This window comes from Pseudomonas guariconensis (assembly GCF_015680235.1).
Classification (GTDB): Bacteria; Pseudomonadota; Gammaproteobacteria; order Pseudomonadales; family Pseudomonadaceae; genus Aquipseudomonas; species Aquipseudomonas guariconensis_A.
Map to the genome: position 1 here is coordinate 201,261 of NZ_JADLJL010000003.1, position 25,238 is coordinate 226,498.

20 protein-coding genes are annotated in these 25,238 nt (G+C 63.9%); 9 read left to right on the top strand and 11 right to left on the bottom strand.

Annotation, left to right across the window (positions count from 1 at the left end; translation table 11 throughout):
- The first annotated feature begins 71 nt into the window (after positions 1-71).
- Entirely contained in the window at positions 72-428 is a 357-nt protein-coding gene (locus IRZ56_RS04250) for a hypothetical protein (RefSeq protein WP_196143772.1), read from the top strand.
- A 67-nt stretch (positions 429-495) separates the two neighbouring features.
- Positions 496-993 carry a GreA/GreB family elongation factor gene (locus tag IRZ56_RS04255; RefSeq protein ID WP_196143773.1) on the top strand — a complete coding sequence of 166 codons (498 nt, stop codon included), beginning with the start codon at positions 496-498 and terminating at the stop codon, positions 991-993.
- A gap of 131 nt (positions 994-1,124) precedes the next feature.
- On the opposite strand, the gene gdhA is transcribed toward IRZ56_RS04255, so the two are convergent.
- The 3 genes from gdhA to IRZ56_RS04270 all read right to left on the bottom strand — a co-directional run bounded on the left by gdhA (position 1,125) and on the right by IRZ56_RS04270 (position 5,165).
- Positions 1,125-2,465: an NADP-specific glutamate dehydrogenase gene (gene gdhA / locus IRZ56_RS04260; RefSeq protein ID WP_196143774.1), complete on the bottom strand. Its 1,341-nt coding sequence runs from the start codon at positions 2,463-2,465 to the stop codon at positions 1,125-1,127.
- Positions 2,466-2,824: 359 nt separating this feature from the next.
- A complete protein-coding gene (gene ettA / locus IRZ56_RS04265) occupies positions 2,825-4,492 on the bottom strand; it encodes an energy-dependent translational throttle protein EttA (RefSeq protein WP_196143820.1) in 1,668 nt (555 codons plus the stop codon).
- Positions 4,493-4,775: 283 nt separating this feature from the next.
- The gene (locus IRZ56_RS04270) at positions 4,776-5,165 is read right to left on the bottom strand and encodes a hypothetical protein (RefSeq protein ID WP_196143775.1); all 390 of its coding nucleotides are present in this window, start codon (positions 5,163-5,165) and stop codon (positions 4,776-4,778) included.
- A gap of 249 nt (positions 5,166-5,414) precedes the next feature.
- Here IRZ56_RS04270 and IRZ56_RS04275 point away from each other — a divergent pair, with 249 nt between their 5' ends.
- The gene (locus IRZ56_RS04275) at positions 5,415-9,242 is read left to right on the top strand and encodes an EAL and GGDEF domain-containing protein (RefSeq protein ID WP_196143776.1); all 3,828 of its coding nucleotides are present in this window, start codon (positions 5,415-5,417) and stop codon (positions 9,240-9,242) included.
- 306 nt (positions 9,243-9,548) lie between these two features.
- Entirely contained in the window at positions 9,549-10,802 is a 1,254-nt protein-coding gene (gene glyA / locus IRZ56_RS04280; protein WP_196143777.1) for a serine hydroxymethyltransferase, read from the top strand.
- A 109-nt stretch (positions 10,803-10,911) separates the two neighbouring features.
- Here glyA and yjiA read toward each other — a convergent pair whose 3' ends face one another.
- The 3 genes from yjiA to IRZ56_RS04295 form a co-directional block, all read right to left on the bottom strand.
- The gene (yjiA, locus tag IRZ56_RS04285) at positions 10,912-11,877 is read right to left on the bottom strand and encodes a GTPase (RefSeq protein WP_196143778.1); all 966 of its coding nucleotides are present in this window, start codon (positions 11,875-11,877) and stop codon (positions 10,912-10,914) included.
- A gap of 146 nt (positions 11,878-12,023) precedes the next feature.
- Complete coding sequence (locus tag IRZ56_RS04290) at positions 12,024-12,221, bottom strand: YbdD/YjiX family protein (protein ID WP_008094130.1); 198 nt, start codon at positions 12,219-12,221, stop codon at positions 12,024-12,026.
- 18 nt (positions 12,222-12,239) lie between these two features.
- Complete coding sequence (locus IRZ56_RS04295; RefSeq protein ID WP_196143779.1) at positions 12,240-14,306, bottom strand: carbon starvation CstA family protein; 2,067 nt, start codon at positions 14,304-14,306, stop codon at positions 12,240-12,242.
- Positions 14,307-14,474: 168 nt separating this feature from the next.
- Between IRZ56_RS04295 and IRZ56_RS04300 the strand changes: the two genes are divergently transcribed.
- Positions 14,475-14,840, top strand: coding sequence for a PilZ domain-containing protein (locus tag IRZ56_RS04300; RefSeq protein ID WP_196143780.1), 366 nt, complete (start codon positions 14,475-14,477; stop codon positions 14,838-14,840).
- Positions 14,841-15,101: 261 nt separating this feature from the next.
- Positions 15,102-16,619 carry a nucleobase:cation symporter-2 family protein gene (locus IRZ56_RS04305; protein WP_196143781.1) on the top strand — a complete coding sequence of 506 codons (1,518 nt, stop codon included), beginning with the start codon at positions 15,102-15,104 and terminating at the stop codon, positions 16,617-16,619.
- 218 nt (positions 16,620-16,837) lie between these two features.
- Here IRZ56_RS04305 and radA read toward each other — a convergent pair whose 3' ends face one another.
- Entirely contained in the window at positions 16,838-18,205 is a 1,368-nt protein-coding gene (gene radA / locus IRZ56_RS04310; protein ID WP_196143782.1) for a DNA repair protein RadA, read from the bottom strand.
- 175 nt (positions 18,206-18,380) lie between these two features.
- Between radA and mscL the strand changes: the two genes are divergently transcribed.
- Positions 18,381-18,791 (top strand): large-conductance mechanosensitive channel protein MscL, encoded by a 411-nt coding sequence (gene mscL, locus IRZ56_RS04315; RefSeq protein ID WP_196143783.1) that lies wholly within the window; start codon positions 18,381-18,383, stop codon positions 18,789-18,791.
- A 97-nt stretch (positions 18,792-18,888) separates the two neighbouring features.
- Here the strand turns inward: mscL and IRZ56_RS04320 are convergent, their stop codons facing one another.
- Entirely contained in the window at positions 18,889-19,665 is a 777-nt protein-coding gene (locus tag IRZ56_RS04320) for a ferredoxin--NADP reductase (RefSeq protein WP_196143784.1), read from the bottom strand.
- Positions 19,666-19,832: 167 nt separating this feature from the next.
- Here IRZ56_RS04320 and IRZ56_RS04325 point away from each other — a divergent pair, with 167 nt between their 5' ends.
- Positions 19,833-20,957 (top strand): methyltransferase, encoded by a 1,125-nt coding sequence (locus IRZ56_RS04325; RefSeq protein WP_196143821.1) that lies wholly within the window; start codon positions 19,833-19,835, stop codon positions 20,955-20,957.
- A 33-nt stretch (positions 20,958-20,990) separates the two neighbouring features.
- Here the strand turns inward: IRZ56_RS04325 and IRZ56_RS04330 are convergent, their stop codons facing one another.
- From IRZ56_RS04330 to IRZ56_RS04340, 3 genes are read right to left on the bottom strand one after another with little or no spacing between them, the layout of a single operon-like run.
- On the bottom strand, positions 20,991-21,131 hold the full coding sequence (locus IRZ56_RS04330; RefSeq protein WP_196143785.1) for a DUF2474 domain-containing protein: 141 nt from the start codon (positions 21,129-21,131) through the stop codon (positions 20,991-20,993).
- A gap of 11 nt (positions 21,132-21,142) precedes the next feature.
- Entirely contained in the window at positions 21,143-22,150 is a 1,008-nt protein-coding gene (gene cydB / locus IRZ56_RS04335) for a cytochrome d ubiquinol oxidase subunit II (protein WP_196143786.1), read from the bottom strand.
- 3 nt (positions 22,151-22,153) lie between these two features.
- Positions 22,154-23,590, bottom strand: coding sequence for a cytochrome ubiquinol oxidase subunit I (locus tag IRZ56_RS04340; protein ID WP_196143787.1), 1,437 nt, complete (start codon positions 23,588-23,590; stop codon positions 22,154-22,156).
- A gap of 342 nt (positions 23,591-23,932) precedes the next feature.
- Here IRZ56_RS04340 and IRZ56_RS04345 point away from each other — a divergent pair, with 342 nt between their 5' ends.
- Positions 23,933-25,153, top strand: coding sequence for an MFS transporter (locus tag IRZ56_RS04345; RefSeq protein ID WP_196143788.1), 1,221 nt, complete (start codon positions 23,933-23,935; stop codon positions 25,151-25,153).
- Positions 25,154-25,238: the final 85 nt, after the last annotated feature.

Here is a 25,238-nt window from a genome sequence, read left to right on the forward strand (position 1 = left end):
TTGACACCGTTTTGACAGCCCCCCGACAAATCGCCACCTAGACTTTCAGCTATCGGTTGGAGGTTGCGGATATGTGGCGGTACGGGTTCGGCTTGTGGATAACGTTGCTCCTGGTGGGTTGCCAGTCGGCCCATGAACAGATGATCGACCAGGGTTACCCGCCCGCCTATGCCGACGGTTTCGGCGATGGTTGCAGCAGCGGCCGCCAGGCTGCAGGGCTGATGGTCGGGGATTTTCGCAAGAACGTGCCGCGCTACCTGCACGAACGTCAGTACGCCAGCGGCTGGGACGACGGTTTCCGCCAATGCCACGCCATGCAGAACAACGAGGACCTGCGCCAGTATCGCGAACGCTACTGGGACGAACGTGACCGGGATTGGCAGCAGGAGAAGGATCGCGGCGCCGCGCGCGCCTATCGCCGCCAATGAGTCGCAAACGGACAACCGTTGAAACCCACCCCCTGCCACCATGGTCTCCTGCACAAGGAGGCCTTTCATGAGCCGAGCATTCGTCAACGAAGACCAGGCCGCCGCCCAGGCCAGCCAACCGGTGGAGCGGCGGGTGAGTGACCAACCCAACTACGTGACCGCCAGTGGCCTGCGCCAGCTGCAAGATCGTGTGACCGAGCTGAATGCCCTGCGCAGCGAGCTGTTGGCACGCGGCGAGCATGGCGACAAACAGCAGTTGGCAGATACCGAGCGGGACCTGCGCTACTTCAGCACGCGAGTGCAGAGCGCCCAGGTGGTACCTGCGGCAACGTCGCATAGCAAGGTGCAGATTGGTAGCCGGGTAAGGTTCATCGATGCGCAGGACCAGGAGCATGTGGTGCGGCTGGTGGGCGAGGATGAGGCGGATGCGGGGCGCGGGCTGATCAACTGGGGGTCGCCATTGGGGCGGGCATTGCTGGGTGCGGGGCCTGGAGATGAGGTGCTCTGGCGGCGGCCGGTGGGAGAATTGATGATTGAAGTGGTCGAGATCGAGGGTGAGCCCTGAAAGGGCCGCTGTGCGGCCCATCGCCGGCAAGCCGGCTCCCACAGATACATCACAAATCCCGAGGACCGTGATCTCCCTGTGGGAGCCGGGTTGCCGGCGATGGGCTGCAAAGCAGCCCCAAAGACCTCACATCAGACCACGCCCTGGGCCAGCATGGCGTCGGCGACCTTCACGAAGCCCGCGATATTGGCGCCCTTGACGTAGTTGATGGTGCCGTCGGCCTCTTCGCCATAGTGCACGCACGCGTGGTGGATCGACTGCATGATGTTGTGCAGCTTGCTGTCCACTTCACCGGCCGTCCACAGCAGGCGCATGGCGTTCTGCGACATTTCCAGGCCCGACACGGCCACGCCACCAGCGTTGGAGGCCTTGCCTGGGGCATACAGGATCCCGGCTTCCAGGAAGATATCCACAGCCTCGAGGGTGGTCGGCATGTTGGCGCCTTCGGCCACGCAGATGCAACCGTTGGCCAGCAAGGTACGGGCGTCTTCGGCGTTGAGCTCGTTCTGGGTGGCGCATGGCAGAGCGATGTCGCACGGCAGGCTCCACGGAGTCTGGCCCTTGCGGAACTCCAAGCCGTACAGACTGGCCAGCTCGCTGATGCGGCCGCGCTTGACGTTCTTGAGCTCCATCAGCGCATCCCACTGCTCGTCGGTCAGGCCGGCTTCGCAGAACAGCGTGCCTTCGGAGTCGGACAGCGAGATCACCTTGCCGCCCAGGTCCATGACCTTGCGTGCAGCGTACTGGGCCACGTTGCCGGAGCCGGAAATGGCCACGCGGCGGCCATCGATGCGCAGGTCGCGGCGCTTGAGCATTTCTTCGGCGAAGTACACGCAGCCGTAGCCGGTGGCTTCCGGACGGATCAGGCTGCCGCCGTAGGTCATGCCCTTGCCGGTCAGCACCGAGGTGAACTGGTTGGCCAGGCGCTTGTACTGGCCGAACATGTAGCCGATTTCGCGGGCGCCGACACCGATGTCACCGGCCGGCACGTCCAGGTCGGCACCGATGTGGCGGTACAGCTCGCTCATGAAGGCCTGGCAGAAACGCATGACCTCGGCGTCGCTCTTGCCCTTCGGATCGAAGTCAGAACCACCCTTGCCGCCACCCATGGGCAGCGAGGTCAGCGAGTTCTTGAACACCTGCTCGAAGGCCAGGAACTTCAGCACACCAAGGTTCACCGATGGGTGGAAACGCAGGCCACCCTTGTACGGGCCGATGGCGCTGCTCATCTGGATGCGGTAGCCGCGGTTGACCTGCACCTTGCCTTGGTCGTCGACCCACGACACGCGGAACAGTACAGCACGCTCCGGTTCGACCATGCGCTCGAGAATGCCGGCCTTCAGGTAATGGGGGTTGGCTTCCAGGAAAGGCCAGAGGCTGCGCAGCACTTCTTCCACGGCCTGGTGAAACTCAGGCTGGGCCGGGTCGCGCTGCTTGAGGCGGGCCAGGAAATCGTCGACGGATTCGATCATGGTAGACATCTCACCAAGAGGATTGGACTTGTTGGTTTTTTTCCGGACTTTACCAAGAACCCATCGCACCGGAACAGGGCGCCATGTCGTTTTTATGAAAATTTTTAGTGCATTTTCTATAACTGTATACAAAAGACGCCCCCCCTGTAGGAGCGGCCTCGTGCCGCGATCGGGCGCGAAGCGGCCGTAAATCCAGGCATCTCGGTTGTACCTGATAGGCCTCGTTTGTAGTTTTTGCGGCCGCTACGCGCCCGATCGCGGCGCAAGGCCGCTCCTACAGGGTGAGGGCGGTACGGCAGGAAGAACACGCACAAAAATGGGGCCCCGAGAGGCCCCATTCTTGTGCAGCGAAAACTAGCTTATTGGGCCAGCTTCTTGTGCCGGACCCGGTGCGGCTGGGCAGCGGCATCGCCCAGGCGCTTCTTGCGGTCGGCTTCGTACTCGGTGTAGTTGCCCTCGAAGAACACCACGTTCGAGTCGTCCTCGTAGGCCAGGATGTGGGTGGCCACGCGGTCCAGGAACCAACGGTCGTGGGAGATCACGATCGCGGCGCCTGGGAAGTCCAGCAGGGCTTCCTCCAGCGAACGCAGGGTTTCGACGTCCAGGTCGTTGGACGGTTCGTCCAGCAGCAGGACGTTGCCGCCCTCCTTCAGGGTCAGGGCCAGGTGCAGACGGCCACGCTCACCACCGGAGAGGTCCTTGACGAATTTCTGCTGGTCGCCGCCCTTGAAGTTGAAGCGGCCGACATAGGTGCGCGACGGGATCTCGTAGTTGCCGATGCGGATCATGTCCGAACCGTCGGAGATCTGCTGGAACACGGTCTTGGCACCGTCCAGGTCCTCGCGGCTCTGGTCGACGCAGGCCAGCTGCACGGTTTCACCGATCTCGATACTGCCCGAGTCCGGCTGCTCCTTGCCCATCAGCATGCGGAACAGGGTCGACTTACCAGCACCGTTGCCGCCGATCACGCCGACGATGGCGCCCTTGGGCATGGCGAACGACAGATTGTCGATCAGCACGCGATCGCCATAACCCTTGGTGACGTTCTTGAACTCGATGACCTTGTCGCCCAGGCGCGGGCCTGCCGGGATGTAGATCTCGTTGGTCTCGCTGCGCTTCTGGAATTCCTGCGACTGCATTTCCTCGAAGCGCGCCAGACGGGCCTTGGACTTGGACTGGCGGGCCTTGGCGCCTTTGCGCACCCACTCCAGTTCCTCTTTCATGGCCTTTTCGTGAGCGCTCTGCTGCTTGGATTCCTGCTCCAGACGCGCTGACTTGGCCTCCAGCCAGCCCGAATAGTTGCCTTCGTACGGGATGCCGGCGCCGCGGTCCAGCTCTAGGATCCAGCCGGCGACGTTGTCCAGGAAGTAACGGTCGTGGGTAATCGCCACCACAGTGCCGGGGAAGTCATGCAGGAAACGCTCGAGCCAGGCCACCGAGTCGGCGTCCAGGTGGTTGGTCGGTTCGTCCAGCAGCAGCATGTCGGGGGCCGACAGCAGCAGGCGGCACAAGGCCACGCGGCGCTTTTCACCACCGGACAGGTGCTCGATCTTCGCCTCCCATGGCGGCAAGCGCAGGGCATCGGCGGCGACGTCCAGCTGGCGCTCCAGGTTATGACCATCGGCGGCCTGCAGGATGGCTTCGAGCTTGGCCTGCTCGGCGGCCAGCTTGTCGAAGTCGGCGTCGGGCTCGGCGTAGGCGGCGTAGACCTCGTCCAGGCGCGCCTGGGCGTCCTTGATCACGCTGACCGCTTCCTCGACCACTTCACGAACGGTCTTGGTCGGGTCCAGCTGCGGCTCCTGGGGCAGGTAGCCGACATTGATGTCGGGCATCGGACGGGCTTCGCCGTCGAATTCCTTATCGACGCCCGCCATGATGCGCAGCAGGGTCGATTTACCCGCGCCGTTCAGGCCGAGCACGCCGATCTTGGCACCCGGGAAGAACGACAGGGAAATGTTCTTGAGAATTTCCCGCTTCGGCGGCACGACCTTGCTCAGCCGATGCATGGTGTAGACGTATTGAGCCAAAACCAAGCCCTCTATCAGATAGGTAAAGACATCGACCCCGGCAATGGCCAGGGGACGCATGTGTTTACGGGGTGACGTTGAACAAAGGGGGCCATTCTACGCCAACTGGTGGCGATTCACAGATGGCAGGGCCGCTTTGCAGCCCAATCGCGGGACAAGCCCGCTCCCACAGGCCCTGTGCTGCCTCCATTGGAGCGGGCTTGTCCCACTCTCTATGCTGCCTTCGAAGAACCTGTGGGAGCGGGCTTGTCCCGCGATTGGGCCCTTACAGCCGACGCAGCACTCAGACGTGAGACTGCTTCGCCTTGCCGCGCGGCAGGCGGCAACGGTCGTTCTGCTCGGCCAGGCGTGCGGCCCAGGCGGCCTTGACGCTGAAGCCACCGGCACGGGCCGGCGTGTTCGCTGCCGGCTTGGCGGCAGGCTTGGCAGCCGGTTTCGCCGCTACAGCCGCTGGTGCGACAGGTGCAGCCGCCGGTTCGGCGACGGCCTTGGCCGACTTGCGCAGCTCGGCCAGCGACGGGCTCTTGCGCACGGCCGCGGCAGTGTCCGGCTTGGCCAGGGAGCGCTGGCAGGACTTGCAGGATACGTCATCGGCCACGACAGTGCTGACCAGGGTCTGACTGCTGCGCCCGCAGGCGGAATCGAGGCCATTGGTGGAATAGTGGGTAACCAAAACCGTACATCTCCAAAAAGCGTTGACTATGAAGCGGCCGGCATTCTCGCACAGCTTGCAAGGTCTTGCCGAATAGCCGTCGCTCGCCAAGATCATCGGCAGCGGACAGACGGGGTGGCACTTTGCCATAATTGCGCGCATGCTAGTCGGCTTCATGCGTCACCTTATATAGTGCGCCCGGCCCTGTGCCCGGGCACGGCCCATGCATAGTCCGCCCTGCCATCGCCAGACACATCGCAGGTCCAACGCTTGACCAATCTCACCCAACCACCGTCGCTGTGCCCTGCTCCAACCGCTCCGGCCAGTGCCTTGCGCGGCTCGCTCAAGGGAGCGCTGGCTTTGCTGGCCCTGGTCCTGCTGGGGCTGTTGTTGTGGCAGTTGTTCGCCCAGTACCGCCATACCCAGGCCGACCTGTACCAGCAAAGCCTGAAGGCGAGCGCGGAGCTGGCCGACCACCTGAACCTGAACATGGCGCTCAAGGCCCAGCAGGCGGCGAACCTGGTCCAGCCCTATGCCGACGCACCGCCCGAAAAAGCACTGCCACCTTTGCTCGGCACCCTGCGCGCACGCCTGCCCGGGCTGCGCCACCTGGCCTGGCTGGACAGCGCCGGGAGCATCCTGGGCGACAGCTTGCCCGGCAGCCCCGACCGCCAATCGCTTGACGAACTGGTGCGGCTCAACCAGGGGCGCCCCTATTTCTTCGGCAATGCGGCGGATAACCGCTTCATCTATTTGCTGCTGCGCCAGCCGGCCAACCCGAAACCTGGCTACTGGCTGCTGCGCCTGTCCAACGACTACTACCAGCAGCTCACCGAACACCTCACCGGCAAAGACCGCCTCTGGCTGCTGGAAAACAGCCGCAACGGCCAGGTCCTCACAGGGCAAGGCACGCCTGAACGCCACAAGGACGACCTGCAAAGCGTGATGCTGGCCTTCATCGACAACAGCACCTGGCAGTTGCGCGGCCTGTTCGACGCCGGGCAGGCCCGGGCCGAGCTGCTTCCGGCATTGATCGGCAAATGCCTGCTGGTACTGCTCTGCGCCCTGTTGCCGGTTTTGGCCCTGATCAACATGCGCCGTCGGCAGCGGGCCTTGCAGGAAGACCGCCGGCGCTACCACGAGATCTTCGAAGGCACGGGCGTGGCGCTGTGCGTACTCGACCTCTCCAGCCTGCCCGGCCAGCTGGACCGCTACCACCTGCGCAACCGCGCCGCACTCCGGCACAGCCTGGCCCTGGACGCCAGCCTGCGCCGCACGCTGTTGCAGGAACTGAAGATCACCGAGATCAACCAGGTCGCCCGCCAGTTGCTCAACGTGCACTGCCATGAGGGCGCCTGGCAGCGCCTAATCGACGGCAGTGGCGATGGCCGTGAAAGCGTCGGCATGCAATTGATCGACGCACTGATCGAACAGCGCAGCTTGCTGGAGCTCGAAGTGCGCCTGTCCGCGCCCCTGGGCGGCGAATTGCACCTGTGGCTGATGGCGCGCCTGCCACTGCATCGGCGCGACTACCAGGCGGTGATCCTGAGCATCAGCGACATCACCAGCCGCAAGCAGGTGGAGCTGTCGCTGCTCGAGCGCGAAAGTTTCTGGTCGGACGTTGTCCGCACCGTTCCCGACCAGCTCTACGTGCAGGATGTGCACAGCCAGCGGATCATCTTCAGCAACCGCCACCTGGGCCAGACGCTGGGCTACGACCGGGCGGAGCTGGCGCAGATGGGCGACCGTTTCTGGGAGCTGCTGCTGCACCCCGAGGATGCCGACCACTACCGTCTGCTGCGCCGGCAACAGCGCGACACCAGCCATGACCAGTCGCTGCACTGCCAGTTGCGTTTCCGCCACCGCGATGGGGGCTGGCGCTGGTACGAAATCCGCGAACAGGTACTGACCCGTGACGCCGATGGCCTGGTCACCCGCATCATCGGCGTGGGCAAGGACGTGACGGTGCAGATCGAAGCCAGCGAGTCGCTGCGCGACAGCGAGCAGCGCTACCGCATGCTGGCCGAAAGCATCAGTGACGTGATCTTCTCCACCGACAACCAGCTGCAGCTCAACTACGTCAGCCCCTCGGTGCAGGCCGTGCTGGGCTACCCGGCCGACTGGATCTTCGAGCACGGCTGGCAGTCGATCATCGCCAACCCGGCCCAGCTCACCGGCATCTACAGCCTGCTGGAGCGAGTCAGCAAGACCCTGGGCGACACCGAGCAACTGGCCCAACTGCGCAGCCAGCTGCCCACCCAGATCTTCCTGTTCGATTGCCTGCGCGCCGATGGCCGCAAGATCCCCATCGAACTGCGCCTGGTGCTGGTGTGGGACGACCATGAGCACTTTGAGGGTGTGCTCGGCGTGGGCCGCGACATCAGCCAACAACGCCGCGCGGAAAAAGACCTGCGCATGGCCGCAACGGTGTTCGAACATTCCACCTCGGCCATCCTCATCACCGACCCGGCCGGCTACATCGTGCAGGCCAACGAAGCGTTCAGCCGGGTCAGCGGCTATGCGGTCGACGAGGTGCTCGACCAACTGCCGAGCCTGCTCACCGTCGACGAGCAGCAAGAGGCGCACCTGCGCTACGTGGTCAAGCAATTGCACCAGCATGGCAGTTGGGAAGGCGAGGTCTGGCTCAAACGCCGCGACGGTGAGCACTACCCGGCCTGGGTCGGCATCACCGCCGTGCTCGACGACGAAGGCGACCTGGCCAGCTACGTGTGCTTCTTCACCGACATCAGCGAGCGCAAGGCCAGCGAGCAGCGCATCCATCGCCTGGCCTACTACGATGCGCTGACGCACCTGCCCAACCGTACCCTGTTCCAGGACCGCCTGTACACAGCGCTGCAACAGGCCGAACGGCACAAGGCGTGGGTGGTGCTGATGTTCCTGGACCTGGACCGCTTCAAGCCGATCAACGACTCGCTCGGCCATGCCGCAGGCGACCGTATGCTCAAGGACATGGCCCAGCGCCTGCTGGCCTGTGTCGATGACGACGACACCGTGGCGCGCATGGGCGGCGATGAATTCACTCTGCTGCTGCAGCCCAGGGCCAGCCGCGAGATAGCCCTGAATCGCGCAATCCACGTCGCCGAGAACATCCTCGCCAGCCTGGTGCGCCCGTTCGTGCTGGAAAACCGCGAGTTCTTCGTCACCGCCAGCATCGGCATCGCCCTGAGCCCGCAGGATGGCAGCGAGCTGAGCCAGCTGATGAAGAACGCCGACACCGCGATGTATCACGCCAAGGAGCGCGGCAAGAACAACTTCCAGTTCTACCAGGCCGACATGAACGCCAGCGCCCTGGAACGCCTGGAACTGGAGAGCGACCTGCGCCATGCGCTGGAGCAGAACGAATTCATCCTCTACTACCAGCCGCAGTTCAGCGGCGATGGCAAGCGGCTGACCGGAGCCGAGGCCCTGCTGCGCTGGCGCCACCCGCGCCGGGGGCTGGTGCCGCCGGGCGATTTCATCCCGGTGATCGAGGAGCTGGGGTTGGTGGTGGACGTCGGCGATTGGGTACTGCGCGAAGCCAGCCGCCAGCTCAAGGCCTGGCACAAGGCCAAGGTGCGAGTGCCCAAGGTCTCGGTGAACATCTCGGCACGGCAGTTCTCCGATGGCCAGCTGGGCACGCGCATCGCCACCATTCTCGAGGAAATTGGCCTGCCGCCGGCTTGCCTCGAACTGGAGCTGACCGAGAGCATCCTGATGCGTGACGTCGACGAGGCCATGCAGATCCTCGACGGCTTGAAGATCCTGGGCCTGAGCATCGCGGTCGACGACTTCGGCACCGGCTATTCGTCGCTGAACTACCTCAAGCAGTTCCCCATCGACGTGCTGAAAATCGACCGGACCTTCGTCGACGGCCTGCCCGAGGGCGAACAGGATGCGCAGATCGCCCGTGCGATCATCGCCATGGCCCACAGCCTGAACCTGGCGGTGATCGCCGAGGGGGTGGAAACCCACGAGCAATTGGAGTTCCTGCGCGAACACGGCTGCGACGAGGTGCAGGGCTACCTGTTCGGGCGGCCGATGCCGGCCAGCCAGTTCGAGGCGCAGTTCAGCAACGAGACCCTGTTCATGTTCCAGTGACCGTGGTGCCATACGGTCCCTGTAGGAGCGGCCTTATGCCGCGAAAGGACTGCAAGGCAGCCCCGGCAATTTCTGCGAGGACGCAGATCCTGGGGCGCTTCGCACCCCTTTCGCGGCACAAGGCCGCGCCTGCAAGGGCCCAGCGCAGCAGGCAAAAACCGGACCCGAAAGTCAACTGCAGCCCAGTCGCCACGCGGCCTGCAACATGAGCCCCACCGGTCCGCAACTTGATGCCACTTCATATGCCAGGTGCCGATCAATCGGTTAGAATGCCCCCCCAATTCAGCCCGATCCTTGAGGACCGCCATGTTCAGCCGTGATTTGACCATTGCCAAGTACGACGCCGAGCTCTTCGAAGCCATGCAGCAAGAAGCTCTGCGCCAGGAAGAGCACATCGAGCTGATCGCTTCTGAAAACTACACCAGCCCCGCAGTCATGGAAGCCCAGGGCTCGGTGCTGACCAACAAGTACGCCGAAGGTTACCCAGGCAAGCGCTACTACGGTGGTTGCGAGTACGTCGACGTCGTCGAGCAACTGGCCATCGACCGTGCCAAGCAGCTGTTCGGCGCCGACTACGCCAACGTCCAGCCGCACGCCGGCTCCCAGGCCAACGCCGCGGTCTACCTGGCCCTGCTGTCGGCGGGTGACACCATCCTGGGCATGAGCCTGGCCCACGGTGGTCACCTGACCCACGGCGCCAGCGTCAGCTCCTCGGGCAAGCTGTACAACGCCATCCAGTACGGCATCGACGGCAACGGCCTGATCGACTACGACGAGGTCGAGCGTCTGGCGGTCGAGCACAAGCCGAAGATGATCGTCGCCGGCTTCTCGGCCTACTCCCAGGTCCTGGACTTCGCCCGCTTCCGCGCCATCGCCGACAAGGTCGGTGCCTACCTGTTCGTCGACATGGCCCACGTGGCTGGCCTGGTCGCCGCTGGCGTCTACCCGAACCCAGTACCGTTCGCCGACGTGGTCACCACCACCACCCACAAGACCCTGCGCGGCCCACGTGGCGGCCTGATCCTCGCTCGCAAGAACGAAGAGATCGAGAAGAAGCTCAACGCAGCCGTCTTCCCAGGCGCCCAGGGTGGCCCGCTGGAGCATGTCATCGCCGCCAAGGCCATCTGCTTCAAGGAAGCCCTGCAGCCTGAGTTCAAGGCCTACCAGCAGCAAGTGGTGAAGAACGCCCAGGCCATGGCCAGCGTGTTCATCGAGCGTGGCTTCGACGTCGTTTCCGGCGGCACCCAGAACCACCTGTTCCTGCTGTCGCTGATCAAGCAGGACATCTCTGGCAAAGACGCCGACGCGGCGCTGGGCAAGGCGTTCATCACCGTCAACAAGAACTCGGTACCGAACGACCCACGTTCCCCGTTCGTCACCTCGGGCCTGCGTTTCGGCACCCCAGCCGTCACCACCCGTGGTTTCAAGGAAGCCGAGTGCCGCGAGCTGGCCGGCTGGATCTGCGACATCCTGGCTGATCTGAACAACGAAGCGGTGATCGACGCCGTTCGCGAGAAGGTCAAGGCCATCTGCAAGAAGCTGCCGGTATACGGCAACTGATTGACCGTTGGGGCCGCTTCGCGGCCCTTTCGCGGTGCAACCCCGCTTCTACCTGGAGCGGGCTTGCCCCGCGAAAGGGCTGCAAAGCAGCCCCAATCGTTTTCAAGCCCTAACCCAACGCTTCGAACCCCGCCCGGATCTTCTCTTCCGGCAAATCATCGGCGATGAATACCATCACGCTCTCGCGTGCCTCCCCTTCGCTCCACTCGGCATCCCAGTCGAAGCCATACAACTTGAGTACACCCTGGAACACCAGGCGGCGGTCTTCGCCAGCAATGTTCAGCACACCCTTGTAACGCAGCAACTGCTTGCCATGGTTTTCCAGCAGCGCGTTCATGAAGTCGCTGAGCCGGTCGATGTCCAGCGGAGTATCGGTGCGCAGCACCAACGTCGAGATGCGGTCCGTGTGCTTGAGCACCGGGCGCAAGGCAGGCTTCAAGTTGGCGCCCAGGTCGGTGTTGAGGTTGAAGCCACGCACGTCCAGCAATTCGGCCAGGTCGATACGGCCATGCTCGACCACGCGGATCGCGGCGCGGCCGTTGATGCGGGCCAAACGCGCCTGCAGGGCCTCGACCGTGGCGGGCTCGACCAGGTCGGTCTTGCTCAGCAGCAGGCGGTCGGCGAACCCCACCTGGGCCTGGGCGATGGCCTGGGCGAGGTGCACGTCGGCATGGGCGGCGTCCACCAGGGTGATGATGCCGTCGAGGATGTAGCGCTCACGCAGCTCTTCGTCGATGAAGAAGGTTTGCGCCACGGGCGCGGGGTCGGCCAGCCCCGTGCATTCGATGACCAGACGGTCGAAGGCGATCGACCCAGCATCCAGGCGCTCGAGCAGCAGGTACAGGGCTTTGGTCAGGTCGGTGTGGATGGTGCAGCACACGCAGCCATTGGCCAGGGTCATGACCTGCACCGGCTCGTCGCCCAGCAACTGGCTGTCGATGCCGGCTTCGCTGAACTCGTTTTCGATCACGGCGATCTTCAGGCCATGCTCGGCCTTGAGCATGTGCTTGAGCAGCGTGGTCTTGCCGGCACCTAGGAAGCCTGTGAGTACGGTTACGGGAATAGGCATCTGCACGCGGTACATCTCCTGTGCGGAAAAAACACTGGCCCCATCGTCGGCAAGCCGGCTCCCACAATTACCGCACAAACCTTGAGGCCTGTGGGGCACCTGTGGGAGCCGGCTTGCCGGCGATGAGGCCGGGACAGGTTAACGCTTGAGGTTCAACAACACTTGGGCCCGGACTTGCCACCGTAACGCGCTTCTTGGCGCTCCCGGAAGAACGCCTCGTAGCTCATCACCGGCTTGTCCGGGTGCTTGGTCTGCATGTGCTCGACATAGTTGTCGTAGTCGGGCATGCCGACCATCAGGCGGGCTGCCTGTCCCAGGTATTTACCCAGTCGCCCCAGGTCGTTGAACATCACGGCTTTCCTCTTGTGTCACGCGTCAGGCAGCGCCTGGAACGGAGTTTCCTTGTCGCTGCGCTCTTTGCGCCCCAGGGCGGCGATGCCGACCTTGATGGCGAAGAACAGCACGCTGAACACCACCACCAGGAACAGCACGGTCAGGCCCGCGTTGGTGTACGCGTTGTAGATCACGTGTTGCATCTGGCCGATGTTCTTGGCCGGTGCCAGCACCTGGCCTGCGTCCAGGGCCACGCTGTACTTGTCAGCCAGGGCCAGGAAGCCCACGGCCGGGTTCGGGTCGAACAGCTTGATCAGGCCCGCGGCGGTGGTGCAGATCAGCAGCCAGACAGCCGGCAGCAGGGTGACCCAGACGTACTGCTGGCGCTTCATCTTGATCAGCACCACGGTGCCGAGCATCAGGGCGATACCGGCCAACATCTGGTTGGAGATGCCGAACAGCGGCCACAGGGTGTTGATGCCGCCCAGCGGATCGATCACGCCCTGGTACAGCAGGTAGCCCCACAGCGCCACGCAGCCAGCGGTGCCGATCAGGTTGGCGCCCCACGAGTCGGTACGCTTGAGCGCCGGGACGAAGCTGCCCAGCAGGTCCTGCAGCATGAAGCGACCGGCACGGGTACCGGCGTCCACCGCGGTGAGGATGAACAGCGCCTCGAACAGGATCGCGAAGTGGTACCAGAACGCCATGGTGTTCTCGCCCGGCAGAACCTGGTGAAGGATCTGCGCGATACCCACCGCCAAGGTCGGTGCGCCACCGGCACGGGCCAGCACGGTGTGCTCGCCGATGTCACGGGCGGTCGCCTCGAGCTGTTCGGGGGTGATCATGAAGCCCCAACTGCTGACGGTCTGAGCCACCGATGCGACGTCGGCGCCGACCACCGCGGCCGGGCTGTTCATGGCGAAGTACACGCCCGGCTCGATCACCGAGGCGGCGACCATGGCCATGATGGCGACGAACGATTCCATCAACATGCCGCCGTAGCCGATGTAGCGGGCGTTGACTTCGTTGTCCAGCAGCTTGGGCGTGGTCCCCGAGGAGATCAGCGCATGGAAGCCGGACACCGCGCCACAGGCAATGGTGATGAACAGGAACGGGAACAGGGTGCCCTTCCACACCGGGCCGGTGCCGTCGGTGAACTGGGTCAGGGCCGGCATCTTCAACTCAGGTGCGATGATCAGGATACCGATGGCCAGGCCCACGATGGTGCCGATCTTGAGGAAGGTCGACAGGTAGTCACGCGGTGCCAGTACCAGCCACACCGGCAGCACCGCGGCGACGAAGCCATAACCGACCAGCATCCAGGTGATCTGCACCCCGGTGAAGGTGAATGCCGGGCCCCAGGTCGGATCCGCGGCCACCTGGCCCCCCAGCCAGATCGACAGCAGCAGCAGGACCACGCCGATGAGCGAGATCTCGCCGATACGACCCGGGCGGATGTAGCGCATATAGACGCCCATGAACATCGCGATCGGGATGGTCGCCATTACCGTGAACATGCCCCATGGGCTCTCGGCCAGGGCCTTGACCACGATCAGCGCAAGCACCGCGAGGATGATGATCATGATCAGGAAACAGCCGAACAGGGCGATGGTGCCCGGGATACGGCCCATCTCCTCGCGGACCATGTCTCCCAGGGAGCGGCCGTTGCGACGGGTGGACAGGAACAGGACCATGAAGTCCTGTACCGCACCGGCCAGCACCACGCCAGCGATCAGCCAGAGGGTGCCGGGTAGGTAGCCCATCTGTGCGGCGAGCACCGGGCCCACCAATGGGCCGGCGCCGGCAATGGCGGCGAAGTGGTGGCCGAACAGGATGTGCTTGTTGGTCGGGACGTAGTCCAGGCCATCGTTGTTGAGGACCGCCGGGGTGGCCCGACGAGGATCGAGCTGCATCACCTTGGTGGCGATGAACAGGCTGTAGTAGCGATAGGCGACCAGGTAGAGGGCCACTGCCGCGACCACGATCCACAAGGCATTGATCGCCTCGCCGCGACGCAGGGCGACCACACCCAGCGCACAGGCGCCTATGACTGCCAGCGCCAGCCACGGAATGTGGCGTAGCAGGCTATTATTGTTGTTCATGGTTTGCTTCCAGCTGGTGGATTGGAAAAGACCGCCCATCGAGTCTAGGGCGTGTCATCGCGCATTGCCATACTTGCTTTGGTCTAGAGCCTCTGCGGCCCGATAGCGGTACCTGATGCATAACCACAATCAACTATAGTCAGGAAGTACCCCAGGAGGGCTTGCCCCATGAGCGAACATGACGAACGCCGTCGATTCATGCGCATCGACTTCGACGCTCCCACCGAGCTGCGCCAAGGCCTCAAGCGTTGGCCCGTGAAGCTGCTGGACCTGTCGCTCAAGGGCCTGTTGATCGAACGCCCCTCTCCCTGGGACGCCGACCTGACCCAGGATTTCGATGCCATCGTCCACCTCGACCCGAATACCCAGGTACGCATGCAGGTGGAGTTGCGCCACGAAGAACCCAACCGGCTGGGCTTCGTCTGCCTGTACATCGATATCGACTCAATGAGCCATCTGCACCGTCTTGTGGAGCTGAACGTGGCCGACAGCACCGAAATGATGCGTGAGCTGCGCGAACTCATCGAATATTGATATCTCTTAGCCTGCTAACGTTCTAACCCCCAAGTGTTTCCTGTCTACCCAGACAGCTTTCTATCGTGGGCAGAATGGGTTGTACACACCCCTCTAGTACTGCCTTCGCCACCTTGGAACGCATTCTGCATTCACTTGAACCGCGACCGACGGTTACCCCTGTTGGTGCTCTGATCGATATCTTGTATACAATTTCTGTAGTATTTTTTTGTAGGAATTGTCTACAGTAGCGGCACAACAATAAACAAGTGAGCCTGCTCCATGACTACGTCCCCTAGCACGTCTCCCACCAAGCGCCCCGAAGATGAAAATCTCGGGCTTGGTGCCAACTTGGCTTATGGTCTGCAACACGTATTGACCATGTATGGGGGCATCGTCGCCGTACCCCTGATCCTGGGTCAGGCTGCCGGCCTGGCCCCGGCCGAAATCGGCATCCTGATCGCCGCCTCGTTGTTCGCCGGTGGCCTGGCGACCCTGCTGCAGACCCTCGGCCTGCCGTTCTTCGGCTGTCAGCTGCCGTTGGTGCAAGGGGTTTCGTTCGCAGGCGTGGCGACCATGGGTGCGATCCTCAGCAGCCAGGATGGCGGTGGCCTGCCGGGCGTACTCGGTGCGGTCATGGCCGCCTCGTTGATCGGCTTTTTGATCACCCCGGTGTTCTCGCGCATCACCAAGTTCTTCCCGCCGCTGGTGACCGGTATCGTCATCACCACCATCGGCCTGACCCTGATGCCGGTCGCCGCGCGCTGGGTCATGGGCGGCAACAGCGCCTCGCCGGAATTCGGCAGCGTGGCCAACATCGGCCTGGCAGCGCTGACCTTCGCCATCGTCCTGCTGCTGAGCAAGCTGGGCAGCGCGACCATCTCGCGCCTGTCGATCCTCCTGGCCATGGTGATCGGTACCTTGATCGCCTGGGCCCTGGGCATGACCGACTTCAGCAAGGTCGCCGAAGGCCCGGTCTTCGCCTTCCCCACCCCCTTCCACTTTGGCATGCCGACCTTCCACATCGCCGCGATCCTGTCGATGTGCATCGTGATCATGGTGACCCTGGTGGAAACCTCGGCGGACATCCTCGCCGTGGGTGAGATCATCGACACCAAGGTCGACTCCAAGCGCCTGGGCAACGGCCTGCGCGCTGACATGGCATCGAGCATCCTGGCGCCGATCTTCGGCTCCTTCACCCAGAGCGCCTTCGCCCAGAACGTAGGCCTGGTGGCCGTGACCGGCGTGAAGAGCCGTTACGTGGTGGCTACCGGCGGCGTGATCCTGGTGGTGCTGGGCCTGCTGCCGATCATGGGCCGGGTGATTGCTGCGGTACCGACCCCGGTACTGGGTGGCGCGGGCATCGTGCTGTTCGGCACCGTGGCAGCCAGTGGTATCCGCACCCTGGCGACGGTCAACTACAAGAACAACGTCAACCTGATCATCGTCGCCGCCTCCCTGGGCTTCGGCATGATCCCGATCGCCGCGCCGACCTTCTACCATCACTTCCCGAGCTGGTTCGAAACCATCTTCCACTCGGGCATCAGCTCCGCAGCGATCATGGCGATCCTGCTGAACCTGATCTTCAACCACTTCAAGACCGGCAACTCGGACCAGCAATCGGTATTCGCCGCCGGCTACGAACGCACCATCCAGTACTCGGACATCTCGTGCCTGCGCGATGGCGACTATTTCAAGGATGGCAAGCTGTTCGATGCCGATGGCAACGAGGTACCGGTAATGGAACTCGACGAGCATGGCAACCAAGCGCCCCGGCGCAAGGCGTTAGCCGAGCACTGATCGCCGCTTGAGGTGATCGAGGGGAGCCGACGCGCATCGTCGGCTCCCCTTTTTCTTTACATCGCAAAAATGGGCGCGCTTTGCGCCCCTTTCGCGGCACAAGGCCGCTCCTACAGGAAGAACATCACCATCAGGCGTCGTTGATCCGATCATAGTCATCTGTAGGGGCGGCCTTGTGCCGCTAAAGGGCTGCGAAGCAGCCCCAGCAACGGTACGTCCTACTCGAACAATGCATCCAGCGCCTGCTCGAGACGTGTCACGGCAATGACCTGTAACCCCGCCGGCGGCTCCTTGGGCGCGTTGCCCTTGGGCACGATCGCTCGCTTGAAGCCGTGCTTGGCCGCTTCCTTAAGCCGCTCCTGGCCGCTGGGCACCGGGCGCACCTCGCCGGACAGGCCGATCTCGCCAAACACCAGCAGCCCATGGGCCAGCGGACGATTGCGCAGGCTGGACATCACCGCGGCCAGCAAGGCCAGGTCCGACGCGGTCTCCAGCACCTTCACCCCGCCCACCACGTTGAGGAACACGTCCTGGTCATGGGTTGGAATACCGCCATGGCGGTGCAGGACCGCCAGCAACATGGCCAGGCGGTTCTGGTCCAGGCCCAGGGTAACGCGTCGGGGGTTGGCCAGGTGGCTATCGTCCACCAGCGCCTGCACCTCCACCAGCATCGGCCGGGTGCCCTCCCAGGTAGCCATGACCACGCTGCCGGGGACTTCTTCCTGGGTGCGGTTGAGGAAGATCGCGGAGGGGTTGGAGACTTCCTTCAGACCGCGGTCGGTCATGCCGAACACGCCCAGCTCGTTGACCGCACCGAAGCGGTTCTTCACTGCACGCAACAGGCGCAAACGCCCATCGGATTCCCCTTCGAAGTACAACACCGTGTCGACCATGTGCTCGAGCACACGCGGCCCGGCCAGCGAGCCTTCCTTGGTCACATGGCCGACCAGGAAGATCGCCGTGCCGCTCTGCTTGGCATAGCGCACCAGCAAGGCCGTGCTCTCGCGCACCTGGGCCACGCCGCCGGGAGCCGACTGCAACTGCTCGGTGAAGATGGTCTGGATCGAGTCGATGACCATCACCCGTGGTTTTTCCTGGCGCGCGGTGGCGATGATCGACTCGATGCAGGTCTCGGTCATCACCTTGAGCTGGTCCTGGGGCAGGCCCAGGCGACGTGAACGCATGGCCACCTGCTGCTGGGATTCCTCGCCGGTGACATAGAGTGCCGGCATGCGCGTGGCGATGTTGCACAGCGTCTGCAGCAGGATGGTCGACTTGCCGATGCCCGGGTCACCACCGATCAGCACCACCGAGCCGTCCACCAGCCCACCGCCCAACACGCGGTCCAGTTCGGCACTGCTGGTGGTGAAGCGCGGGATCTCCTCGACGCTGACCTCGGCCAGGGTCTTGATCTGCGCCTGTTGCCCGGCCCAACCGGTACGCCCGGCAGGCGCCGCGGCGCCGCCGCTTTCGATCATGGTCTCGACCAGAGTGTTCCAGGCCCCGCACTCGCCGCATTGGCCGGCCCATTTGGGGAAGGTCGCGCCGCACTCGGTGCAGCCATACAAGCGCTTGGCCTTGGCCATGGGCTCAGTCTCCTGGAAAAAATCGCCATGATAGCCGAGCCGGACGTGTCTCGAACGCGTCGTGCGACGACAAAACTATTCGCACTAAACGCAGTCTGTAGCCGCACCGCAACGCATGAAGCGAATTGCTGGCTTAAACTGCGAATACCTCTCCATTTGTTACAAGGAATAAACCATGGGAATGCTCAGTGAATTCAAGGCCTTCGCGGTCAAGGGCAATGTCGTCGACATGGCAGTCGGTATCATCATCGGCGCGGCCTTCGGCAAGATCGTATCGTCCTTCGTGGGCGACGTGGTCATGCCGCCGCTGGGCTTGTTGATCGGTGGCGTGGACTTCAGCGACCTGGCCATCACGCTCAAGGCGGCCGAGGGAGACGTCCCTGCGGTGATGCTGGCGTACGGCAAGTTCATCCAGACCGTGATCGACTTCCTGATCGTGGCCTTCGCCATCTTCATGGGCGTGAAGGTGATCAACCGCCTCAAGCGCGAGGAAGCCGTGGCCCCGAGCGCCCCGCCCGTGCCGAGCGCCGAGGAAACCCTGCTGACCGAGATTCGCGACCTGCTCAAGGCGCAGAACCGGCAATAAGCGATACCCTCATCGCGGAACAAACCCGCTCCCACAGGGGCTGTGCATGCAGCCCTTGTGGGAGCGGGCTTGTCCCGCGATTGACCCCAGCGCCGCTTTACCAGTAGTTCTCCACCGCCACCTGCCCCGGCCGCTTGCTCAGGCTCAACTGCAGGTCGCGCGCCTTCAGCACCTTGCGCGTGTCATCGATCATGTCCGGGTTGCCGCACAGCATGATCCGCGAATGCTCCGGCGACAGCGCCAGGCCCGCCGCCCTTTCCAGCTCGCCGTTTTCGATCAGCGTGGTGATCCGTGCATTCAATGCCCCCGGGTGCTGCTCGCGGGTGACCACCGGGATGAACTGCAGCTTGCCCGCGAACTCCGCCAGGTAGTCGCGCCGCTCGAGCCCTGCGATCAGCTCCAGGTAGGCCAGTTCCTTTGCCTCGCGCACCGAATACACCAGCTTGATGTTGTCGAACCGCTCCCACGCCTCGAAGTCCTGCAGGATCGACATGAACGGCGCGATGCCGGTGCCGGTGGCCAGCAGCCACAGATCGCGGCCGCCGACGAAGCGGTCCAGGGTCAGGTAGCCGAAGGCCTGGCGGTCGATCAGCAGGTTGTCGCCCTCGCCCAGGCGGCTCAGCTCGCTGGTGAACTCGCCGCCTGGCACGACGATGGAGAAGAAGTCGAGGAATTCGTCATGGGGAGCGCTGACCATCGAATAGGCCCGCCATACCACGCTGCCGTCGGCCTTGGTCACACCCAGACGAGCGAACTGCCCGGCGCGAAAGCGAAACCCTGCGTCGCGGGTGACCCGCAAGGTGAACAGGCTGGTGGTCAACGGCTGGACGTCGAGCAGGGTCTGGCGAGTGAACTTGTCGGCGCTGGCGGTCATGACGGACTCCATCGGGCAGGTGCGCCCAGTGTCGCGCAAAGCGCCAGGGATGAACACCGACGGTTTGTAGGGCCTCGTCGTACAAGCCGGCGGCAAAGCCCTGTAGAATCGCGCCCCTGAAGCTCGTCGTGGTCCGCGCCGAGCAGATACGCACCGAGCCCTACGCCATGCCCCTGCTGACCAGCCCCTTCGCCGAACTTGACCTGATCCGCCAGCCGGACCAGGCCAACGACCCCCTGCAAGCCTTCGACGCCGCCGACGAATACCTGCTGGCGCACCTGGCCAGCCAGGCGCCCACCGCCGATTGCCGGGTGCTGGTGCTCAACGACAGCTTCGGCGCCCTAGCCGCCAGCCTGGCCGGCCAGATGGCGGTGACCAGCAGTGGTGACTCGCACCTGGGCCATTTGGCACTGGAAAAGAACCTGGCACGCAATGGCAAGCCATTCGACGCCGTGCCCTTCGTGCCCGCCAGCGAAGCCTGGCAGGGGCCGTTCGACCGCGTGCTGATACGCGTGCCCAAGACCCTGGCGCTGCTGGAAGAGCAATTGATCCGCCTGCAAGGCCACCTGGCCCCTGACGCCCAGGTGATCGCTGGAGCCATGATCAAGCACCTGCCCCGCGCCGCAGGCGACCTGATGGAGAAGTACATCGGTCCGGTGCAGGCTTCGCTGGCGCAGAAGAAGGCGCGCCTGCTCACCGCGACCGTCGCCGAACGCCCTGCCGCGCGCTCACCCTACCCCAGCCGCTACCGCCTGGACGCGCCAGCCCTCGAGCTGGTCAACCATGCCAACGTGTTCTGCCGTGAAGGGCTGGACATCGGCACCCGCGCCTTCCTACCCCACCTGCCCCGCGACCTGGGCCGGGCACGCGTGGCCGACCTTGGCTGCGGCAATGGCGTACTGGCGATCGCCAGCGCCCTGGCCAACCCCGATGCGCACTACACCCTGGTGGACGAGTCGTACATGGCGGTGCAGTCGGCCCAGGAGAACTGGCGCGCGGCGCTGGGTGATCGGGACGCGAACATCCGCCCTGCCGATGGCCTGGCCGGGCAGGAAAAACAGTCGCTGGACGTGGTGCTGTGCAACCCGCCGTTCCATCAGCAGCAGGTGGTGGGGGACTTCCTTGCCTGGCGCATGTTCCAGCAAGCCCGCGAGGCATTGGTGGTGGGTGGGGCGCTTTATATAGTGGGCAACCGTCATCTGGGTTACCACAGCAAGCTGGGGCGGTTGTTCCGGGGGGTGGAGCAGGTGGCGGCGACGCCGAAGTTCGTGATCCTCAAGGCCCGCAAGTAATTTATTTTGGGGCTGCTTTGCAGCCCCGATGACTCAGTGGGTACTCAACCCCGCCGCACTCATGAACATCCGCATCAGCCAGGCCACGATGCCCAGCGCTGCCACGCTCCCCGCCCAGATCAGCACCAGCCAGCCCAGGCGTTGCCAAAGCGGTTTCTTCTCTTCAACCACCATCACCGAACCTCCTAGTGATAACCGTGCTCATGGGTGACCTTGCCGCGGAACACGTAGTAGCTCCAGAAGGTGTACCCAAGGATGAACGGCAGGATGAACAACGTCCCCACCAGCATGAAGCCCTGGCTCTGCGGTGGCGCCGCGGCGTCCCAGATCGAGATCGACGGCGGGATGATGTTCGGCCACAGGCTGATCCCCAGGCCGCTGTAGCCAAGGAAGATCAACACCAGCGTGAGCAGGAACGGCGTGTAGTGCGCATTGCGTGCCACCGCCCGCAGCAACCCGTAGAAGGTCACCAGCACCAGGATCGGCACCGGCATGAACCAGATCAGGTTCGGCATGCTGAACCAACGGTCGGCGATCTGTGGGTAAGCCAACGGCGTCCACAGGCTGACGATGCCGATCACTGCCAACAGCACCAGCGCCAGGGGCTTGCCCAGGTCATGCATCTGCTGTTGCAACGGCCCTTCGGTCTTCATGATCAGCCAGGTGCAGCCCAGCAGGGTATAGGCGACGATCAGGCCCACGCCGGAGAACAGGCTGAAGGGGGTCAGCCAGTCCAGGGCGCCGCCGGCATAGTGCCGGTCCACCACCTTGAAGCCCTCGATGAAAGCGCCCAGGGCCACGCCCTGGAAGAAGGTCGCCACCAACGAGCCGCCGATGAACGCCTTGTCCCAGATATGGCGCTTCTCGGCCGTGGCCTTGAAGCGGAACTCGAAGGCCACGCCGCGGAAAATCAGCCCCACCAGCATCAGGATCAGCGGCAGATACAGCGCCTCGAGCACCACCGAATAGGCCATCGGGAAGGCCCCGAACAGCCCGGCACCACCGAGCACCAGCCAAGTCTCGTTGCCGTCCCACACGGGGGCGACGGTGTTCATCATCACATCACGATCACGCTCGCCCTTGACGAAGGGGAAGAGCATGCCGATACCCAAGTCGAAGCCGTCCATCACCACATACATCATGACGCCGAAGATGATGATCACGGCCCAGATCAACGGAAGGTCGATACCCATGGCTCAGTTCTCCTTGCTCAAGCTGGCGGAGTCGGCCTCATGGCCCTCATCGGCGGCGGACAACGGCCGTGCCGGCGTACGTTTCTGGCCAGGGCCGCCAGGGTTCTGCTCGTCGCCCTCCCCGGTCTTCGGCCCTTTGCGCACCAGGCGCAGCATGTAGCCAAGGCCAGTACCGAACAGGGCGAAGTAGACCACCACGAAAATCACCAAGGTCAGGCCGAGCTGGCCGTAGCTGTGGTTGGACACGCCATCGGCAGTGCGCATCAGGCCGTAGACCACCCACGGCTGGCGACCGATCTCGGTGGTGAACCAGCCGGCCAGCAGGGCGATCAACCCCGAGGGGCCCATCCACAGCGCGAAATGCAGGAACGGCCGCGAGCTGTACAAGGTGCCGCGCTTGCGCAGCCAGAGGCTCCAGAAGCCACAGACGATCATCAGCAGGCCCAGGCCGACCATGACCCGGAACGACCAGAACACGATGGTCGAATTGGGGCGGTCCTCCGGCGGGAACTCCTTCATCGCCGGTACCTGCTTATCCAGGCTGTGGGTCAGGATCAGGCTGCCCAAGGCCGGGATCTCGACCTTGAAGCGGGTGGTTTCGGCTTCCATGTCGGGAAGGCCGAAGAGGATCAGCGGGGTCGATTCACCGGGGGTGTTTTCCCAGTGGCCTTCGATGGCCGCAATCTTCACCGGCTGGTGCTTGAGGGTGTTCAGGCCGTGGAAGTCTCCGATCACCGCCTGGATCGGCGCGACGATCAGCGCCATCCACATGGCCATCGACAGCATTTTGCGCACCGCCGGGTTATCGCGCCCGCGCAGTAAGTGCCAAGCCGCCGAAGCACCGACGAAGAAGGCCGTGGAGACGAACGCAGCGGTGGCCATGTGCATCAGGCGGAAGGGGAAGGACGGGTTGAAGATCACCGCCAACCAGTCCACCGGTACCACCCGGCCATCGATGATCTCGTGGCCCTGGGGGGTTTGCATCCAGCTGTTGGAGGCCAGGATCCAGAAGGTCGAGACCAGGGTACCGAGCGCCACCATCACCGTGGAGAAGAAGTGCAGCCCGCGGCCGACCCGGTTCCAGCCGAACAGCATCACGCCCAAGAAACCCGCCTCGAGGAAGAAGGCGGTGAGCACTTCATAGGTGAGCAAGGGGCCGGTGATGGCGCCTGCGAAGTCGGAGAAGCGGCTCCAGTTGGTGCCGAACTGGTAAGCCATGACCAGGCCCGAGACCACGCCCATGCCGAAGTTGACGGCGAAGATCTTCGACCAGAAGTGGTAGAGGTCGCGGTAGACGTTGTTGTGGGTCCTCAGCCAGAGGCCTTCGAGGACGGCCAGGTAGCTCGCCAGGCCAATGGTGATGGCCGGGAACAGGATGTGAAAGGACACGGTAAATGCGAACTGGATTCGGGCGAGCTCCAAGGCCTCTAAACCGAACATAGTGCTTCCTCTTCAGGTAATCCGGCGTCCGGGCTCGTGACCTTGACGCCCACTGCCCCCACGGTTATCGAGTGCGGCGCGTTGGAATTGTTCTGTTCGATCGCAGGGATTGCGGCCAGTGGCCAGATCGTTGCACCTGGAACGATTGACCCAGGTCAACGAATGTTGGGAAGCATAGACCCGAATGGGCAGGCGAGCCGTGTGGTTGATTGCCGCGTGACGGGTTGTCCCACCGCCTTGCAGGGCACCGGGAAAAGTGCCGAAGCGGGCAAACAGCAACCATTTGTTACAAACAGATGATACGCTGCCACGCCTCTAGCGCGCCTAAGTCAAGGGTCACCGATGTCCGATTCCGCCGTGCAGTCGCTGCGTCACCACCGTCCTTTCCTGGCCTTCTGGCTGGCCCGGGTATTCACCGCCAGTGGCTTCCAGATGCTCACTGTGGCTATCGGCTGGCACCTCTATCAGTTGACCGGCAACGTGCTCGACCTGGGCCTGGTGGGGCTCGTGGAGTTCGCCCCGCGGGTGCTGTTCATGCTGCACACCGGCCACGTCGCCGACCGCTACGACCGACGCCGCGTCGCCGCCTTGTGCCAGAGCCTGCAAGCACTGATCGCCCTGGCCCTGGCGCTGGGCAGCGCCACCGACAACGTCAGCCGCGAACTGATCTTCGTCCTGGCCTTCCTGCTCGGTGCCACCCGCTCCTTCGAGATGCCGGCCACCCAGGCGCTGCTGCCCAACGTGGTGCCGCCTGAATTGTTCCCGCGGGCGGTGGCGGCTTCGGCATCGGCTACCCAGGCAGCGACCATCGTCGCCCCGGCGCTGGGCGGTTTGCTCTATGCCTTCGGCAGCATCTGGGTGTATGGCCCGACCGTGGCGCTGTATGCCATCGCCTGCCTGCTCACCCTGAGCCTCGATGCCCGCCAGCAAGTGGCCCAGCGCGGGCGTGCCAGCCTTGAGTCGCTGCTGGCCGGGATCCGCTTCATCCGCAGCCGCCCGGACATTTTCGGGGCGATTTCCCTGGACCTGTTCGCCGTGCTGCTGGGCGGCGCCACGGCGCTGCTGCCGGTGTTCGCCAAGGACATCCTGCTGACCGGCGCCTGGGGCCTGGGCCTGTTGCGCTCGGCACCGGCGGTGGGCGCGCTGCTGATGTCGCTGTGGCTGGCGCGCTTCCCGGTGGAGCGCAAGGTCGGCTTGACCATGTTCACTGCCGTCGGTGTGTTCGGCGTGGCCACCATCGCCTTCGGCTTGTCCACCTCGTTCTGGTTCTCCCTGGCGGTGCTGGTGGTGCTGGGTGCGGCGGACATGATCAGCATGGTCATCCGCGGGGCGTTCGTGCAGCTGGAGACGCCGGATGAGATGCGCGGCCGGGTCAGTGCGGTGAACGGCTTGTTCATCGGCGCCTCGAACCAGTTGGGCGAGTTCGAGTCGGGGGTGACGGCGCACTGGTTCGGCACGGTGCCGGCGGTGGTGTTGGGGGGTGTGGGTACGCTGGTGGTCACCGGGGTGTGGATGAGGTTGTTCCCGACCTTGGCCAAGCGCGACAAGTTGCACACGGGTTGATCCTGCCGGCCCTATCGCGGGACAAGCCCGCTCCCACAGAGACCGCACTGCTCTTCGGCTCTGCGCAGTACCTGTGGGGGAGCCG